Below are 17,529 nucleotides of genomic sequence, written 5' to 3'. Positions count from 1 at the left end.
TACAACGAACTTGATAAGGAAGCGGGCAAATATAATAGAAAAGAATTCGACAAAGTTTATACTATCATATTCGACTTGGTAAAAGATAGAACCGATGTTGGAGATAATGGAAACCTTACATTGCCTTTGGTTTCCGGTAGTATTATTGATGAAGCCTTAAAGCAAGCCGGGTTTGCCGATGATACCAAATTCGTTTCTGATTTTAAGAAATATCGTGAGATAGAGCAACAAGCCCGTGAGATACAATTGAAATCTTTAGAAGCGGTATCCAAACACGTGCAGAAAGGTTCTAATATTGATGAAGCGATGAAAAAGGTTGGATTCACAAGAAACGATGAATTACAATCGGTATTGGATAATGTTATATCTAAAGCAAAAAAAGACAACCCTTATTTTCCTTTTGGGAAGCCATTTGAAGACCTTATTAAAGAAGATGAAGACCTTGATGATTTATTGATGGTTAAAGGTTACAAAATCGACGGTAATTTATTGGCTTATCATAATGACTTACAAAAGCATAAAGTTAGTGTCTTATTGGATAAAATTGGCATTGGGCTCAAAGGATTATACACTTTGCTAAATGGAATGTGTTTCTTTTTAAAGGAAAACACAGAGAAACCGACCAGAATACAAAACAAGATAAAAGATTGCTTGGATAATTTGAATGAATATCCCGGGTGTGGTCAAGTTATACAAATCCTTTTTCTGCAAGGCATTATCGAATGGTTTGAGCATTGTGATATTGATGAAAAATCGAAAGGCTATGATGAAGCACAAATATTATGCAATTGGGTTTATGAAAGACTGATGGATGTATGCTTGTATTATTTTATGCTTTTTAATAAAAATTCAGATTCAGAGCCTTTAGATAATTATTTGGCTACAACACAAATTGGTGAAGTGTGGAATGAAATAAAAGCATCGCAACATCCACAACAAGAAACACATAAAAATCAAAAAATAATAATCTTACCCAATGAATTAGATACGGACGGGTTCAAAAAAATATTAAAGGCTGCCATTGAAGACGGATTTGTTCACAATGATTATACTTGGAATAAATCAAAATCAAAGCAACTTGCAGCATATTTTGCTCAAAAGGCATGTGAACATTTAAACATCAATACCGGAACTGATAAAGACGGCAATAAAAAAATAAATTGGAAACTGTTTGAAAAGATGTTTGCCTTAGATAATCTCAGAGGTGCAAAAAATGATTGGATGAAGCTGCATACAACATTCCATCCTAATGGATATGCTGATATTGATAAGTTCTTTGAGTAGATAAAACACCTTTCCTTTAGACCCCCTGCAATACCCTACAATGGGCAATTGTAGGGGTTTTTCTTTTCCTATGTCTCATACTTTTGCCAATGTTATAACAAACCAACGGTTTATCGATAAACCATTTTTCTAATTAAGATAAATATTGAAAGATGGAAACATTGGAAAAGAGAATCATGGATGTTGAGGGTGCGGTGAAAATGGCAGCGCTTACAACAAAAGAAGTATTGACATTTGATGAAGCCGCTATTTTCACAGGATTGTCAAAAAGCTACTTGTATAAACTTACGAGTGGGCAAAAAATCCCACACTACAAACCTTCGGGAAAACTATGCTATTTCAACCGCGAAGAATTACAAGCATGGTTGCTTCAAAATCGTGTAAGCACGTCCGATGAAATTGCAGAAAAGGCACAAACTTACTGTATGAAGAATAAGAAAGGGGGTGCTAAATGAAAAAGGACTACACGAATGCAGCCCCTCAACAAATGCAAGGCAAAGATAGGAATAAATCCCAAGATGTTGAATTTTTCGCTGTCAAAAAAGCACTTATGGAGTGTCCAAAGTCTATGCGTGAAGTTTCAAACGAACTTGGTATTGAACGTTCTTCGATATGTTGGTATATCGGACATCTTAGAAAAGCCGACCAAGTACAAGTTCACCATAAAGACTATTGTTCAACAACTGGATTCAAGGTTAATTTCTACACCACAGATGAAAAGTTGTTTCGTAAATTCGACAAGCAACTGTGTCTTTTTGAATCTGATGAAGTATAATCAAGAATCACAATGACAGGATGGATAAAGATACATAGGGAAATCACCAAGCATTGGATTTGGCAAGACCCGGTCAAATTACGATGGTGGCTTGACATCCTGATGTCTGCCAACCATGAAGAAAAAAAAATAAATATCGGGATGCAATTAGTTGACTGCCAAAGGGGGCAATGCGTAATGAGTTTGCTTAATTGGGGCAAACGGTGGAACGTGTCAAAACATACCGTCCATAACTTTTTCACCTTATTGAAGAATGATAATATGATTACAACGGAAAACCTTGTAAAAACTACACGGATAACTGTCTGCAATTATGATGTTTACCAACATTCTTCATACGATAAGGAAACGCAAAAGGAACATGATGGAAACGTTTTGGAAACGCTGCGGGACACAAACAATAATGATAAGAATATAAATAATGAAAAGAAAGAAAAGAATAGGCGGTTTCAGCCGCCTACGATTGACGAAATTAAAAATTATTGTTTGGAACGAAAAAATAAAGTAGATGCAAATAAATTTTATGATTTCTATGAATCCAAAGGTTGGATGGTTGGGAAAAGCAAAATGAAAGATTGGAAAGCAGCTGTCCGAACATGGGAAAATAGCGACAAAAACAATTATGTGCATCCGATAGCAAATTATCAAACCTCAAAATTAGACCAAGATGATAGATGGTAATAATGATTTTAAGTCGATTTACGAAGATATGAAGATTCACGGCATGCCGTTGCCCGCCGAAAAGGTATTCGTTCAAATACCGAACGCAAAAACGATATTGGAGAACTGTTTCAAATACTTCTTGTCATTTCAAAATGCTGAATTTGTATGGCAGCCAGAATACAATGAAGTTGTGAAATGGCTTGAAGATAACCAAGGACGGGGTTTGTTCTTATTCGGTGATTGCGGACGTGGAAAAAGCCTTTTGTCAAGATATGTAATTCCGGCAATTCTATTGAAATACATGAAACGGGTGATTTCGGTTTATGACATCCAAGACATGAATGCTAAGATAGATGAAGTCCTAAGAAAGCATATCATTTCATTGGACGACATCGGAACGGAAGAATTAAGTGTGAATTATGGAAATAAGCGCCTTGCATTCGCTGAAATTATGGATTCGGTGGAAAAGCGTGGCAAACTTGTAATTGTGTCCACAAATTTAAAAAAGGATGAAATTATTGGACGGTATGGAGAACGAATATACGACCGTATTATATCAACTACATATCGCATTGAATTTAAAGGAAATAGTTTAAGAAAATAATTAAAAACATGAAAAAGAAAGAATATAAAAATACAGTATTTGTATTTGAAACAATAGATGGTCAAGAACTTAGTGTTCAAAAAACGACACCAACCGTTAATAATATTCCTGTTGAAAGTGAAATCGTTTTTCTTGCAAAAGACGATGGTTGTGAAGCGATTGTAAGTATTTCATTGAATGAAGCCAAGAACCTGATTCAAGCATTATCAGAATTGATAGATGATGCTTATTCCGCCGATTCTCAAACTACATTCAAATCAATTATTAACTGACAAAAACATAGTGATGGAAGATAAACAAAAATTCAAAGAAGCTCTAAAAATGGTCGAATCAAAATATAAATACTTTGATTCAATCCATTGGTTGGTAAAATCAGCCCAAACTAAAATAGCCGTTTTGTTAGTGAAAGAAAAGCTATCAAAGGTGGATGAAATCGAACTTGCGACACAAATGTATTTACTTAAAGCGCTAAGTAAATTATCTGTCGTTGAAAATACAATCAATAATAAGGAAAATCAATATGGCAGAAATTGACGGTGGTTCTTTGTCCTTTAAGTCAGTATTGGACAACGACCAATTAAATAAAGCAGTTGACGAATCATTAAGGCGGATTCAAGGTCTTTCAGATGGCACGGTTGCCGGTGGTCAGGCTATGGATGCCGCTTTTAGTGCAACCGCCGACAGCGTAAGGAAAGCACTTGGCGACATTGGAACGGCTATTCAAACACACGAACAAGAATTGCAAAGTCTTGAATCCGAATATCAAGACCTTGGACAAAAAGCAAGCAAAGCATTCATGGCGGGTCGTGATGATGAATACAGGGCAATCACCCAACAGCAAAATGCGGTTAAGGGTGAAATAACGGTTCGCCAACAGCTTATCAAAGAGCTGCAAGAACAATCCAACAAATTGGAAGATTCCGCATCCAAGATGGAAGAAAACCGCCGAAAGACGGAAGAAAATGCAACCGCCCAAGTGTCCATGCGCACACGCATCAAAGAATTGCGTGAAGAAATGATGCTTTTGATTGACCAAGGTATTGATGAACAATCGGAAGCATACAAACGCCTTGAAGCCGAACTTGGACGTTTGACGGACATTCAGGGTGATGTAAACCAACAAGCACGAATCCTTGCGAACGATGAAGCGCAATTTCAAGGAATCATTCAAGGTTTGTCGGGAATATCTGGTGGGTTTTCGGCGGCAACGGGTGCAATATCATTATTTGCCGGCGAGAACGAAAACTTGCAGAAAATTATGGTGAAAGTACAATCCCTTATGGCAATCACCATTGGTCTTCAACAAGTCGCCCAGACATTAAACAAGGATTCCGCATTTCAACTTGTAACACTTAACGGATTGAAAGAATGGTGGAATGGTCTTGTTGCGAAAGCCACCGTTGTAGAAACGGCTGAAACAACGGCAACGGTTGCCAATACAGCCGCACAGCAAGCAAACACGGCGGCGGTTGTAGGGAATACGGTTGCCGAAACCGCAAATACAGTTGCGACAGGTGGACAAGCGGCGGCGGCGACAGCCGGAATGGTAGCAAATATCGGTCTTGCCGGTGCATTCCGCATGGTTGGTCTTGCAATCAAATCAATACCGGTGTTCGGTTGGATTCTTGCTGGAATATCTGGTGTTATTGCATTGGTATCCATATTCACAAGCAAAGCGCGTGAAGCCAAGAAAGCGCAGGAAGAATTTAATGCTTCCGTTGTTGAAAATTCTTATAAATCAATCGGAGCAATTGAACATTTATCCTATACATGGAATCAGCTTGGCGATGATTTGGATGCCAAGAAAAAGTTTGTTGAAGAAAACAAAAAAGCATTTGAAGAACTTGGCGTTGCCATCCGGGATGTTGTCGATGCCGAAAACTTACTTGCTAATGGCGCAAAAGCATTTATTGATGCGCAAATTGCAAAAGCAAAGGCGGCTTCCGTTCTTGCTAATTCTGAAAAATGGATAAAACAAGCCGTTGAAGCTGACTTAGCATTAGAACAAGCAATGAAAAAACCCAAAGTATTGCGGTTCACAGGGGGTGGAATGTTTGGGGGTGGAACAGTAACCAAAATAGATAACCCAGCAATACAAAAGGCTATTGACAAACAAACGGAAGCAAACGCCAAGTTGCAAGGATTGTATTCTGATGCTGCAAAATATACGGCAGAGGGGTTGAACAAGATGAAAGAAGCCGGTATTGATGGACAAGATGAAATTACTGCGGGAACAGTTGCATGGTATGAAAAACAAATTTCAGACAAGCAAGCGTATTTGAAAACCTTGTCGGTTCTTAATGATGCGGAGATAAAATTGACCCAACAACAAATTGCGGATTTCCAAAAAACACTTGATAATGCAACGGGCAAGAAAACGACCGCTTCCGGTGGAACAAGCAAAGACCCATTCATGGAAAAATTGGACAAGCAAAAAAAGGAATACCAACGATTTATGAAGTGGGTAAATTCCGGCGATGAAATACTTGCTAAAGCCGCCAACAAAGAATTTGAGGGTCTTTTGAAAGAGGGTGCAACGTATATCGATTACCTAAAATCACAACGCGACCAGATTTTGACCATCGACATTGCGGAACGCACGAAGTCGCAAAACAAGCAGTTGCGAACCTTGAACGACCAGATTGCGGAAGAAACCAAGAAGACGGTTTTGGAATCATTCAACAACGAATTATCCAATCAGTTGAACAACGCCCGGTCAATCATGGAAATGTTGAACATCATAGAGCAACGGCGCAAATCTTTGGCGAATGATGGTTCGGAACTTGATACAGCTAAAAAAGAAACGCTTGACAATGCTGAAAAGGATGTTGCCAAGCAAGCCAAGGAAGAAACGGACGCTTTATTGGAAAATTATTCTTCTTATTTAGCAAATAAAATCAAGTTGGAAGAACAATTCAACAACGACTTGACATTGCTTGAAAAACGCCGACAAGAAGCCACAACAGATGCCGAACGTGAAGAACTTGACCGGGTGATTGCCAACCGCAAAGCCCAATACGAACAAGATTCAAAAGGGTCTGGAAGTGCTGAATATGATGCCATGTTGCAAGAATATGCCACGTTTGAGCAAAAGAAACAATCCATCATTGATGATTATGATGAAAAAAGGCGTATTGCACAGGAACACGGAAACGAACAATTGATTCAGCAATTGAACGAAGCACAGGCAAAAGCAATTTCAACACTTGCAAGTGATGAATTGATGGGTTCGGACATGTGGTCAAAACTTTTTGGAAATCTTGATGAACTTGCCGCAAGCGATATTGAAACGTTGGTCAATGAAATTGAACGTCAATTTGATACTTTATCCGGCGTGTTTGACCCGGTTGACTTGGAAAAGGTACGAAACAAGTTGAATGAAGCCAAAGGCGTTTTAATGCAAGATAATCCATTCAAGCAATTGGGTGCAAGTCTTCGTGCAATTTTCAATGATGCTGGTGAAGATTCAAAAGATTCAGCATCAAAAATCAAGAAAAATTGGAAAAACCTTGCTGATGCAACAAAATCATCCTTTGACTTCGTACAAGATGCAATTTCTTCATGTGATTTCTTGGCTGATGCCATTGGTGATGTTGGAGCAACTGCAATATCAAGCCTTGCAACCGTTGCAGCAACCGCCGTTGCTGTTTCAACCGCAATAAAAACAGCAGAAAAAGCAAGTGTGGTTCTGGCAATCATTCAAGCCGCATTGGTGGTTGTTCAAGCGGTCGCAAATGTTGTGAAATCCATTCTTGGAAACAAAGATGCAAAGACGGAAAAGCAGATTCAGAAACACGCCGATGCCGTCAACCGCCTTGAAGCTGCATACACGGCACTTTCTTGGGCGATTGATAAAGCATTGGGCGGCAATGTCTATAAACAGCAACAAGCCGCTATCAGGAACATGGAAGCCCAACGGGAACACCTGAAAGCGATGTGGGAAGCGGAAGAATCCAAGAAGAAAACAGACAGAGGAAAGGTCAATCAATACAAAGACCAATACGACCAATTGGCGCGTGATATTCAAGACATGTTGGATGAAATTTCAAACGACATTTTGCAAACGGATGCCAAAACGTTTGCCGATGAATTGGGTGATGCCTTGGTTGAAGCCTTTGCAAAGGGAGAAAGCGCGGCGGATGCTTTTGGTGAAACGGTTGACAATGTAATAAAACATGCCGTTGTGAACCAATTGAAAAAAACATTTCTTCAAGAACAATTGCAAGTCGCATTGGACGGTTTGAAAGATTCAATGGGTTATTGGAATGGTGATGATTTTGCGTTTGACGGATTAACGGATGCCGAAATTGCAGCTTTCAAGAATCAAGTTGCCGGTATCACAAGCCAATTTAACCAAGCAATGAACGCTTATTCTGAACTATTCAAGGATGTTGCAGAACCGGAAGACCCGGACACATCATTGACCGGTGCGGTGAAAGGAGTAACGGAAGAAACTGCAAGTCTTGTTGCTGGGCAAATGAATGCCATACGCATCAATCAGATGGAATCGACACAATTGTTGCGTAATCAACTTTTACATCTGGCAAATATAGACAGGAACACAGGGGCGATTGATGAAAATACAAAATTCAATCGGTATATCAAAGATATTTACGACAAAATAAGTAGTGGAGATTCTTTGCGTGCCAATGGTAATTTATAGCTAACAATCTAACGTTGATTTGAAATCAAGAAAAAGTAGAACAGAAAATCAAACAACAATGCAAAATATCATAATCACAAGACCAGATGGTTCACTTGTCCCCATGCAGAACAAGCGAACCGCCACAAAAATCAAGTCAGCAAAGCAAAATATATCTTTGTTGGACATTGACTTAGTCAATATAACTATTGAATCACCTTTCAAACAAGAATATGGCATTGGTGATTCCATTACCATATTCGGGCGTATCTACAAGATGAACCGATTGCCAAAGGTGAAGAAAACAGGAAACTTTGGCTTTTCATACGACCTTGAATTTGAGGGCATCCAATACGATTTGTTGCGAGCAACATACAATCTGAACATTGACACAACCAACAATCAGTTGCAAGACGTTCAAGCGGACACACTGATTGGTGATTTGCGCCGATTTGCAACCGTCCTTGTTTCCAATGCTAACAGAGTAATGCCAGACAAGTGGCGGTTGGGTGATTGTCCTGATACGATTGAAGACGTGAACTTGGTGTTTGGTGAATCGGACAATTGCTTGTCGGTTCTTCAAATGTTGTGTGAACAATTCGGGTATGAATTTGAAATTGAGCAATCAAACGCTGTTTATATCATCCATTTCAGGAAAGCGGGACAAACATTCCCATTCACGTTTGAGTATGGGAAAGGCAAAGGACTTTATGCACTTGACCGTCAAAACGTATCATCGGCAAATATCATTACTCGGTTAAATGTTTTTGGTTCAACTAAGAACATAACAAACAAGTACCGGGCGCAACGCCTTTGTCTTCTTGGAGTGCCTAAAGCACAATCATACATTGAGAAACCGGAAGCCGTGGCAAAATATGGAGTTTGGGAAGCTACTAAGTATTTTGAAGACGTTTTCCCAAGAAGAACCGGAACGGTTACAGCTTTGGGTGATTCAGTCTTGAAGTTCGTTGACAATTCCATGTTTGACTTGAACGCCAAAGAAGCGGACGGCGTTACAACCAAATACTTGTTGAACGGCGTGTCGGCAAAAGTTCACTTCAATACGGGAAACCTTGCCGGATATGATTTTGACGTGCATGAATACGACCATGCAACCAAGACATTCACATTGGCAAAGTTTACCGATGAACGTGGTGATGTATTCCCAAGTGAAAGTTCAGCCGCATTTCAATTCGGTGTTGGAAACGAATACAAGTTGTTAGACGTTGCCTTGCCGGAAGAATACGAAGTTGAAGCGGAAAACGACTTGGCAAACAAGGGTGAAACGTATTACGACCAGAATTGCCAACCAAAAGTTCAATATGGTCTATCAATCACACCATCATTCCTTGAAAAAATGGTCGGAAGTGGAACAACCGGAAACATCATAATGGTCGGCGACTACATACCGGTGAAAGATGATGATATTGACGTGGACAAATCGGTTCGTGTACGTGCGTTTTCACGTGATTTATTGGATGAATACAGTTACACCCTTACAATATCCGATACGGTTGAAAAGAGTGTAACAAATAGGGTTATTTCGGAACTTATCGACATTGATAAGATTATGACCATCAACAACCTGAAAGACCCGACACAAGCGCGTGCAAATTGGCGTTCTTCACGTGAATTGATGAATATGGTATTTGACCCAGAGGGCGACTATTACACCGAAAAAATCAAGCCAAATTCAATTGATACGCTTGCATTATCGGTCGGTGCAAAATCCATGCAGTTCGGGTTGACAAACACGGTGTTGCAACCCAATTACAACGGAAACAAGAATCTTATCCGTGTTCAAGGCGGTGTCTTGACACATTACACCATTGATGAAGATTCGGCGCGTTCATGGATATTGGCAGACAACCAAACCACATTGACGGGCGACACAACACCATATTACATTTATGCCAAGTGTCAACGTTCTGGTGATGCCGGGTCAATCATATTTTCGCCCGAACAAATCAAGGTTGAACAAGATGCCAATTTTTATCATTTCTGGATTGGCGTGGTCAATTCGGTTGATGTTGAATTGGGTGTCCGTTCAATTGCCTTGTCGTATGGGTTCACCATGATAAACGGGCGGTTTATCAAGACCGGGCGCATTGAATCGGCTGATGGAACAACTTACTTTGATTTGGACAATTCCGAAATTGGTGGTCGTATTGTCTTCACATCAAATGGTAGTGAAAAAACACTTGAAGAATTGGGGCAAGAATCGCTTGAATCAAAGGATTTTATCAACAACACATTGCCCGGTATTCTTTCGGAAATTCAAGCACAATTGGATGGTCAAATTGAACAATTCTTTGAAACATACGACCCGACCACAAGTAATGCACCGGCGAATACATGGACAACAACCGCCGACAAGGAAAATCATCTTGGCGACTTGTTTTATAACACCGCAACCGGAAAGGTTTGGCGATGGGTTAAAGAGGGCAACACGTACAAGTGGCAAGAATTGCAGGATTCAGAATTGGCACAAGCACTTGCATTGGCAAACGAAGCACTTGCATTGGCAAAGGACAAGAACCGTATATTCACCACCACCCCAACAACCCCTTATGAAGTTGGCGACCTTTGGGTTCAGGGGGCAAGCGGCGGAATTTACCGATGCAAAACAACCAGATTGACGGGGTCTTATTCTTCCGGCGATTGGGAACTTGCTTCAAAATACACGGATGATTCAGGGTTGAACACTTTTATCAATGGAACGTATAACACCCAAATAAACAATTTGGTTACTCAAATTGATGGAAAAATTGAAACGTGGTTTCAGACTTCCGACCCGGCAGCATCTTGGACAACGATAGCCGTAAGGGATAAGCATGTTGGTGATATGTGGTATTCAAGTAGTACAAAGTTGTTGAAGCGATATTCAAAAAGCGGAACAGCCTTTTCATGGACAACCATTGAAGACCAAAAGGCAATTGATGCTTATGCGGCAGCAAGTAACGCACAAGACACCGCCGATGGAAAAAGACGTGTGTTTGTTGCAACACCATATCCACCGTATGATATTGGCGACCTTTGGGTGAATGGAGTTGATTTACGCCGATGTGCCACAAAAAGAACATCCGGCAGTTACTACGCAAATGATTGGGTGATTGCCGTGCATTATGATAACACAAAGACAACCATCGATGGCGGAATTGTAACGTCCGGGACGGTTCAATTGGCGGGTTCTTCCGGTTCTATCTTAGCGGGTATTACAGGGCAAGGAACGGCTGCAACATCCATAAGGATTTGGGCTGGTGCTTCATTCGAGAATCGAGCAACTGCACCTTTCAGGGTGATGCAAGATGGTTCAGTTGTAATGTCAAAAGCAACGGTCGAGGGTGTTATAAAAGCAATATCCGGGTCAATAGGTGGATTTGAAGTTGCAAGTGGTCGTATAGGAGCAACGGCAAGCAGCACCGGAACAAGTGGACAAGGACTTTCCCTTTATGGTGATTTTATAAAGTTCGCCAATTCAACCAATTGGGCTTCAATAGGGACAAATGTATTGCCATCATCGGTTGGATATGAGGGACTTGCAAGGTTTGTAATGGACAAAAGTAATGATAGTTATGGAACAGGAATAGCATTGTACACCAAAGCAAGGTTTGGCAACCCTGATATGTATTGGTATGATGAAAAGAGACGTTCATTTTATAACGATGGAAATATGTTCAGTATCGGCGGACATGCTTTGTTTGATGATAGATACATTGGACAAGCATACACCGATATATTAGAAGCGGCTTTTAGCAGTACTCACCAATTTATATTCACATCAATTTCGGCTTCATTATTAACGGTTCGAGTTCCAACAAAGGCACAAGTAACCAACAAAGTCGGAAATATCGCCGTATCGTTCTTGGTTCACATTACCATCCCGACCGGTGTAAGCAATAAAATCCGCGTAACAAGCCAAACAGGTGGTCAAATATACAACAACAATGGTGGTGCCGTTTCATACATTGATATGGCTACCGGAGATATTCTTGTTTTGCGCTATTACAATGGTGGATGGTATCAAATATCACATAGAAATTAACGATATGGAACTTGCAAAGATTATTTCAGAACATGAAATCGATATTCGTTTTTGCCCAAAGGAACTTGGTGCAAGAATGGCGGAGTTAAGAGATGCCGGATTTCTTGACTTCATACCAAGTGAACAACCGCAAGTTGAACCGGGATTTGTTGCGGTTGATTCATTTGAAATCAAGGATGGGAAAGTTGTTCAATCTTGGATGGTGAAAGCCAACCCGGATTCAATACAAAGTCAAATTGACGAATTGAAAAAGCAACTTTCATCAAGCGACTACATGATAACGAAGTGTATGGAAGCATCCTTGATGGGTGAAACTTTACCTTATGACATTGATGCAATACATGCCGAAAGACAGGAAATCCGGGATGAAATAAACCGTCTGGAAGCGTTGTTGTAGCCTTGGAATTGGCGAAAGTTGATATTTCGGTCGGTTTAATTTGAGCCGACCGAATTAAAGTTCACAAAACGAGAATAGAATAAAGATTGAACAAAAAAGAATAAAATAAATTATGCACATCTATATTTCAGGAAAGATTGCGGGATTACCTATCAACGAGGTTGAAACCAAATTTCAACAAGCAGAATCATTGTTGGAAAAATTTGGGGGTAAAGTGGCAAACCCTCTAAAGAATAGACAAACAAAAGAGCCACCTTACAATGAAAATATGATTCGTGGTATTGAAATGTTAATGGAATGCGATAGTGTTCTGATGCTTGACAATTGGCGTGAATCAACCATTGCACGAATTGAATACGATATTGCCATACGCTTGGGAAAGAATATCTATTTTGAATCTAATATTGCATATTCTCATAAAGTTGTGTTGCAAATCCAAGAAGCAATACATGAAGTTATGGGGTTAAGGTTTGATGAATACACTACAAAAAGTCGAAAGAACGATGTTTTTTTTGCCCGGATGATGTTTGTTTATCATTGTCATAAAAATAACGTCAACCCGATACAATACATTCATCGAGATAGAACAATGATTTACCATTATTTAGAAAGATACGATGATGAGGTAAAATACAACCCATCCTTTCGTAAATTGGCACAAATGGTTGACGAAAAACTAAGTCAAATTACTTAATGAGTGCGGATTGAAATAATGAGCCATATTCATTTGCAATGCAAATGCTGTTTGTTTTTTAATGTTAAAATCGGACAAATCGGACGCTATTAAAAAGAGAAAAAGTAGAATTTTCAAAGTCTATTAAAAAAGCAAAACCTTACAAATCTTACAAAAAACGACTAAAAAGGGAAAAGTGGACTTTGGGGATACCTATAAAAAGAGCGTGAAAACTAAGATTCAGAGAATGTAATATCAGAATAAATGCACAAACTGCATAAAAATCAACTAAAAAAGGATTTTTTGAGAATGCCTACCGATTTTGAATAATCAACTAAAAATCATAATTTTGTGTTCGAATATCATATTCAATTATGCACAATTCTAATAGTGAATATTTAGGTGAATCAATAAGCAGAGGTAATATTCCGAAAGACCTTTGGTTTCTATTGCAGTATGCCACAAATGGAGATTTTGAACGAATCAAAAGGATTAAAAGCAAAATTGAAAAAAATGGCAAAAAACTCATTCCTGTCTATCCGGGTGTTTCCGAGTTGATGAAAGGTGTTGATGTGTCAAAGATGGAACTTATAGGTTCGATTATTGATGGTGCATTATACTTGAAATAGCCATAAAATATCAAAACCGTGTACAAAACCGTGTACATATTTCATAATTCACTGATAATCAATGCCAAATGCGGAGAAACTGGTTCTAAGACCCTTTTTTGCCACTTTGTCATACATGTGTAGTGTATCATCATAATACACTAAGGGTTTCCTTGCTTTTTATCTTTATCTTCATGTATAATAATCAAATAATTTAGAAAATGTCAATGGATATTTTAAACAAACCTTTGTGGATGCTTACGGTTGGTGAGTTCTTGAAACTAATGAACCAAGCAACGACACCAATAGAAAAAAACGTACCAAAGGAAAAAAAACTTGCATACGGGATTGCCGGCATCGCCCAATTGTTCAATTGCAGCATGACAACCGCAAATAGAATTAAGGCAAGCGGAAAAATTGATGAAGCAATATCACAACATGGTCGAATCATTGTAATTGATACCGATTTAGCGTTGGAGTTGATGAAAAAGTAAACTAAAGTCAATATTCATACTAAAAAACACTTCTCGTTATTTTTGTGTATTATGATAATACACAAGAACTTACTTTGATATATTATTCTTATTTTTTGTTTGTTTTCTTGATATGAATTACTATCTTTGCAATGCTATCACATTATTCAAGTAGGTGGATTGTTCCGCCGAGTTTTTGGTGGATTTTTTATATCCATACTAAAGATATTATATTACATCAACATAAAACGGTGTGTACCCCCGTGTATTGTCTATAATGGACATACAGCCTACTTGATAAGGTGATAGCAAACGGGAAAGGCGCACCGTTTTTTTGTGCCTATGAATGCTATCAATTTATATCAAGAATGAACCCAATTAATTTTCCGCAATCCACAAAGGTATTGCAAAAGCCGTCAACCATGACGGATGAAGAATGTTCACCATTGCACGTTTGGAGCGATGGAACACAATGTGTGTCATGTTGGAAGCCGTCTTTCATTGAAAGATTGAAGATATTATTCACCGGCAAAATTTGGCTTGGTGTGGTTTCCGGTATAACGCAACCGCCCGTGTATGTTTCGGGCGAGTCTGTTTTTTGCAAACGTAAAAAGAAAAATGTTTTAAGAACGATTATTTGGAGACTTGATTGGTGGTTGTATGAATTGCGTTGGAAATTATTCAGAATAAATCGATTAAAAAAAATCCTCTTATGGAAGTACAACAAGCGATTAGTAATATCTTGTCGAACTATGATTCACAAGAAATCGAAGAAAGATTGAATGAAATTTTCAATGGTTATTTAGGTTCTGACAACGGACATCTACCGCAAGAATTGCAATTAAACCATTATTTGATTCGTTCAATCATCAACATGTTTCGGGCATGTAGTAGAGAGTGCAAAAATGAATAAAATCTTTCTCTAATCAGATTGAAGCCATCAGCCCAATAGGTTGGTGGCTTTGTTCTTTATCAGCCTTATTCAGTACCTTTGCACGTCAAATTTTAAATAATATAAGTATGTTAAGAAAAACATTTATCTTGATGGCGACTATGGTCGCCTTTTGTGCTTGTAGTAATGAAAACGGTATTGAAGACTATACCGAAGACGTACAAGTAAGTCTTAGTGTGAACGCATTGGATGTGGATGTGCAACCCATGAATCAGCCAATGCTAAGGAGTTCCGGCACACGGACGGATGCAAGTTCGGTATTGACTAATATTCACTACTACTTGAAAAACACCGTTACCGGAAAAACCTATTCAGGTGAACAAAGAAAGTCAGATATTGGAAGTTCTGAATTTGGGAATATCTCTTTGTGGATACCCGCCGGGACTTATCAAATGATTTTCTTTGGTTATGGAACTAATAATTCAAATGGAACAGCATCCATGTATATTCAAAATGACTATGATAGGGCAATGGTAAATCTAAAAAATAAAGATTCATTCTATTTGAAAACAGGAAAGACCATTGATGCAGAAAATAACCAAATTGATGTGAATCTTTCCCGCTTGAATGGCAAGTTGATTATAAGACTAAATGATGATGTTCCATCTGACATCAAGAAAATAAAAGCCAAGATGTCATATTATCCGGTTTTTAATACTCAAAACGAAACCGTTACCTATGAGGGTTCTTCTGGGGTTGCATCTGTTATGGAATCGTATTTGACAATCGAAAATGAAAGTGTTAATGAATTTGGCTTTTATTTATTACCACAAACCGGACGAACACTTATACTATCAGTTTACGATGAAAGTGACAATGAATTAGGTTCTTGTTCTGTAACGGTGTCTTTCTATAAAAACAAAAAAACTATTGTCGAGGGCAATTTATTTGATGTAATAACACAAAAACCGTTTGTTGTTACTGTGTCGGATGAATGGGATGAAGATATAGTTGTGCCAATACAATAATTTCCTATTTTATTTTCAATTAGTACACTTTTAGTACACCTTTTGAAAAGTAAAAAGCCTATCAATCAGCTGATTAATAGGCTTTTCCTGTACCCAGACCCGGGGTCGAACCGGGATGGAAGTGAATCCACTGGTGTTTGAGACCAGCGCGTCTACCGATTCCGCCATCTGGGCTTAATTGCGGTGCAAAGATATGTGTTTTTTCTTATAATGCAATACTTTTACTCAAAAAACGAATAAAAAAGGCTAAAACTATTATTGAAAGGTCGGGAAATCATAAAATAAGTACTACATTAGCTTCATTATTTAAATTGTTTATATCATGATAAATAAAGATAATTATTGTGTGATTATGGGAGGCGGTATAGGAAGCCGCTTTTGGCCTTTTAGCCGCAAATCGTTACCTAAACAGTTCTTGGACTTTTTCGGAACGGGGCGTTCGCTCTTGCAACAAACGTTCGACCGATTCAATAAGATTATTCCTGCCGAGAATATCCTGATTGTAACGAACGACATATATGCCGACCTGGTGAAGTTTCAACTTCCGGAGATCAATCCCGACCAAATTTTACTTGAGCCAACCCGCAGAAACACAGCACCCTGTATTGCATGGGCATCATACCATATACTTGCCAAAAACCCGAATGCGAATATTGTAGTAGCTCCTTCAGATCATTTGATTCTGAAAGAAGACGAGTTTCTTAACGCTATCGAAAAAGGATTGGAGTTTGTTTCTAAATCCGAAAAGCTACTGACTTTAGGTATTAAACCCAACCGCCCGGAAACAGGATATGGATACATACAAATAGCAGAGCAAGAAAGTGATAACTTTTATAAAGTAAAGACTTTCACAGAGAAACCGGAGTTAGAGCTGGCTAAGGTATTCCTCGAAAGTGGGGAGTTCTACTGGAATTCCGGACTTTTTATGTGGAATGTACAAAGCATTATTCATGCAGTAGAAACCTTATTACCTGAGTTAAGCGAAAAGATTAAAGCAGGCAAAGAAATATATGGCACGCCTAAAGAAAAAGAGTTCATTGACCGGAATTTCCCTTCTTGCCCCAATGTTTCGGTTGATATTGGCATTATGGAAAAGGCAAACAATGTTTATGTCTCTCTTGGCGACTTTGGATGGTCGGATCTGGGAACATGGGGATCTTTATATGACCTATCTCCCAAAGACGAACACCAAAATGTAGTTCTTAAAGGGGATGCTATTATATACAACAGTAAAGACAATATTGTAGTTCTTCCCAAGAATAAATTGGCTGTTATTGAAGGGTTAGAAGGATACCTGATTGCAGAGTCGGATAATGTATTACTCATTTGCAAGAAAGATGAAGAACATGCCATCCGCAAATATGTAAACGATACGCAGATTAAGTTGGGCGAAGATTACATTTAATGCAAGCGCACACTAACGCCCTGTACAAATAGAGAAGAGG

General features: G+C 38.8%; 16 protein-coding genes and 1 tRNA gene. 16 read left to right on the top strand and 1 reads right to left on the bottom strand.

The annotated features are described in order from the left end of the window. Window positions 1-75: 75 nt before the first annotated feature. From D0T60_RS00740 to D0T60_RS00670, 15 genes are all read left to right on the top strand, one after another. Window positions 76-1,284 carry a hypothetical protein gene (locus tag D0T60_RS00740; protein WP_163216246.1) on the top strand — a complete coding sequence of 403 codons (1,209 nt, stop codon included), beginning with the start codon at window positions 76-78 and terminating at the stop codon, window positions 1,282-1,284. A gap of 152 nt (window positions 1,285-1,436) precedes the next feature. Further along, window positions 1,437-1,739, top strand: a complete 303-nt coding sequence (locus D0T60_RS00735) for an AlpA family transcriptional regulator (RefSeq protein WP_163216245.1) — start codon at window positions 1,437-1,439, stop codon at window positions 1,737-1,739. Next, window positions 1,736-2,059, top strand: a complete 324-nt coding sequence (locus D0T60_RS00730) for a hypothetical protein (RefSeq protein ID WP_163216244.1) — start codon at window positions 1,736-1,738, stop codon at window positions 2,057-2,059. The genes D0T60_RS00735 and D0T60_RS00730 overlap by 4 nt, the downstream gene beginning before the upstream one ends. A gap of 12 nt (window positions 2,060-2,071) precedes the next feature. Continuing rightward, window positions 2,072-2,740: a hypothetical protein gene (locus tag D0T60_RS00725; RefSeq protein WP_163216243.1), complete on the top strand. Its 669-nt coding sequence runs from the start codon at window positions 2,072-2,074 to the stop codon at window positions 2,738-2,740. Then, window positions 2,727-3,326: a hypothetical protein gene (locus tag D0T60_RS00720; protein WP_239059466.1), complete on the top strand. Its 600-nt coding sequence runs from the start codon at window positions 2,727-2,729 to the stop codon at window positions 3,324-3,326. Before D0T60_RS00725 ends, D0T60_RS00720 begins: the two co-directional genes overlap by 14 nt. 8 nt (window positions 3,327-3,334) lie before the next feature. Then, window positions 3,335-3,598 carry a hypothetical protein gene (locus tag D0T60_RS00715; RefSeq protein ID WP_163216242.1) on the top strand — a complete coding sequence of 88 codons (264 nt, stop codon included), beginning with the start codon at window positions 3,335-3,337 and terminating at the stop codon, window positions 3,596-3,598. Window positions 3,599-3,611: 13 nt separating this feature from the next. Next, on the top strand, window positions 3,612-3,860 hold the full coding sequence (locus D0T60_RS00710; protein WP_163216241.1) for a hypothetical protein: 249 nt from the start codon (window positions 3,612-3,614) through the stop codon (window positions 3,858-3,860). Continuing rightward, entirely contained in the window at window positions 3,847-7,989 is a 4,143-nt protein-coding gene (locus D0T60_RS00705; RefSeq protein WP_163216240.1) for a hypothetical protein, read from the top strand. The genes D0T60_RS00710 and D0T60_RS00705 overlap by 14 nt, the downstream gene beginning before the upstream one ends. Window positions 7,990-8,047: 58 nt before the next feature. Beyond that, window positions 8,048-12,013, top strand: coding sequence for a phage tail protein (locus D0T60_RS00700; protein WP_163216239.1), 3,966 nt, complete (start codon window positions 8,048-8,050; stop codon window positions 12,011-12,013). A gap of 4 nt (window positions 12,014-12,017) precedes the next feature. Then, on the top strand, window positions 12,018-12,410 hold the full coding sequence (locus D0T60_RS00695) for a hypothetical protein (RefSeq protein ID WP_163216238.1): 393 nt from the start codon (window positions 12,018-12,020) through the stop codon (window positions 12,408-12,410). A gap of 112 nt (window positions 12,411-12,522) precedes the next feature. Then, the gene (locus D0T60_RS00690) at window positions 12,523-13,104 is read left to right on the top strand and encodes a DUF4406 domain-containing protein (protein ID WP_163216237.1); all 582 of its coding nucleotides are present in this window, start codon (window positions 12,523-12,525) and stop codon (window positions 13,102-13,104) included. A gap of 353 nt (window positions 13,105-13,457) precedes the next feature. Further along, window positions 13,458-13,712, top strand: coding sequence for a hypothetical protein (locus D0T60_RS00685; protein ID WP_163216236.1), 255 nt, complete (start codon window positions 13,458-13,460; stop codon window positions 13,710-13,712). Window positions 13,713-13,912: 200 nt separating this feature from the next. After that, entirely contained in the window at window positions 13,913-14,185 is a 273-nt protein-coding gene (locus tag D0T60_RS00680; protein ID WP_163216235.1) for a DUF3853 family protein, read from the top strand. Window positions 14,186-14,876: 691 nt separating this feature from the next. Continuing rightward, window positions 14,877-15,077: a hypothetical protein gene (locus tag D0T60_RS00675; RefSeq protein ID WP_163216234.1), complete on the top strand. Its 201-nt coding sequence runs from the start codon at window positions 14,877-14,879 to the stop codon at window positions 15,075-15,077. Window positions 15,078-15,208: 131 nt separating this feature from the next. Continuing rightward, complete coding sequence (locus D0T60_RS00670) at window positions 15,209-16,084, top strand: fimbrillin family protein (RefSeq protein ID WP_163216233.1); 876 nt, start codon at window positions 15,209-15,211, stop codon at window positions 16,082-16,084. Between the two features lie 90 nt (window positions 16,085-16,174). Here D0T60_RS00670 and D0T60_RS00665 read toward each other — a convergent pair. After that, window positions 16,175-16,258: transfer RNA gene (locus D0T60_RS00665), tRNA-Leu, on the bottom strand. A gap of 148 nt (window positions 16,259-16,406) precedes the next feature. Here D0T60_RS00665 and D0T60_RS00660 point away from each other — a divergent pair. Then, window positions 16,407-17,489 carry a mannose-1-phosphate guanylyltransferase gene (locus D0T60_RS00660; RefSeq protein WP_163216232.1) on the top strand — a complete coding sequence of 361 codons (1,083 nt, stop codon included), beginning with the start codon at window positions 16,407-16,409 and terminating at the stop codon, window positions 17,487-17,489. Window positions 17,490-17,529: the final 40 nt, after the last annotated feature.

Origin of the sequence: Bacteroides sp. 224, assembly GCF_010500995.1 — a bacterium.
GTDB lineage: Bacteria > Bacteroidota > Bacteroidia > Bacteroidales > Bacteroidaceae > Bacteroides.
Note: the sequence above shows the minus strand (reverse complement) of the source record. Positions and strands in the feature narration are given on the sequence as shown.

Coding starts and splice junctions, on each gene's coding strand:
- D0T60_RS00735 (WP_163216245.1), top strand. CDS start 1,437: ATGGAAACATTGGAAAAGAGAATCATGGATGTTGAGGGTGCGGTGAAA.
- D0T60_RS00730 (WP_163216244.1), top strand. CDS start 1,736: ATGAAAAAGGACTACACGAATGCAGCCCCTCAACAAATGCAAGGCAAA.
- D0T60_RS00725 (WP_163216243.1), top strand. CDS start 2,072: ATGACAGGATGGATAAAGATACATAGGGAAATCACCAAGCATTGGATT.
- D0T60_RS00720 (WP_239059466.1), top strand. CDS start 2,727: ATGATAGATGGTAATAATGATTTTAAGTCGATTTACGAAGATATGAAG.
- D0T60_RS00715 (WP_163216242.1), top strand. CDS start 3,335: ATGAAAAAGAAAGAATATAAAAATACAGTATTTGTATTTGAAACAATA.
- D0T60_RS00710 (WP_163216241.1), top strand. CDS start 3,612: ATGGAAGATAAACAAAAATTCAAAGAAGCTCTAAAAATGGTCGAATCA.
- D0T60_RS00705 (WP_163216240.1), top strand. CDS start 3,847: ATGGCAGAAATTGACGGTGGTTCTTTGTCCTTTAAGTCAGTATTGGAC.
- D0T60_RS00700 (WP_163216239.1), top strand. CDS start 8,048: ATGCAAAATATCATAATCACAAGACCAGATGGTTCACTTGTCCCCATG.
- D0T60_RS00695 (WP_163216238.1), top strand. CDS start 12,018: ATGGAACTTGCAAAGATTATTTCAGAACATGAAATCGATATTCGTTTT.
- D0T60_RS00690 (WP_163216237.1), top strand. CDS start 12,523: ATGCACATCTATATTTCAGGAAAGATTGCGGGATTACCTATCAACGAG.
- D0T60_RS00685 (WP_163216236.1), top strand. CDS start 13,458: ATGCACAATTCTAATAGTGAATATTTAGGTGAATCAATAAGCAGAGGT.
- D0T60_RS00680 (WP_163216235.1), top strand. CDS start 13,913: ATGTCAATGGATATTTTAAACAAACCTTTGTGGATGCTTACGGTTGGT.
- D0T60_RS00675 (WP_163216234.1), top strand. CDS start 14,877: ATGGAAGTACAACAAGCGATTAGTAATATCTTGTCGAACTATGATTCA.
- D0T60_RS00670 (WP_163216233.1), top strand. CDS start 15,209: ATGGCGACTATGGTCGCCTTTTGTGCTTGTAGTAATGAAAACGGTATT.
- D0T60_RS00660 (WP_163216232.1), top strand. CDS start 16,407: ATGATAAATAAAGATAATTATTGTGTGATTATGGGAGGCGGTATAGGA.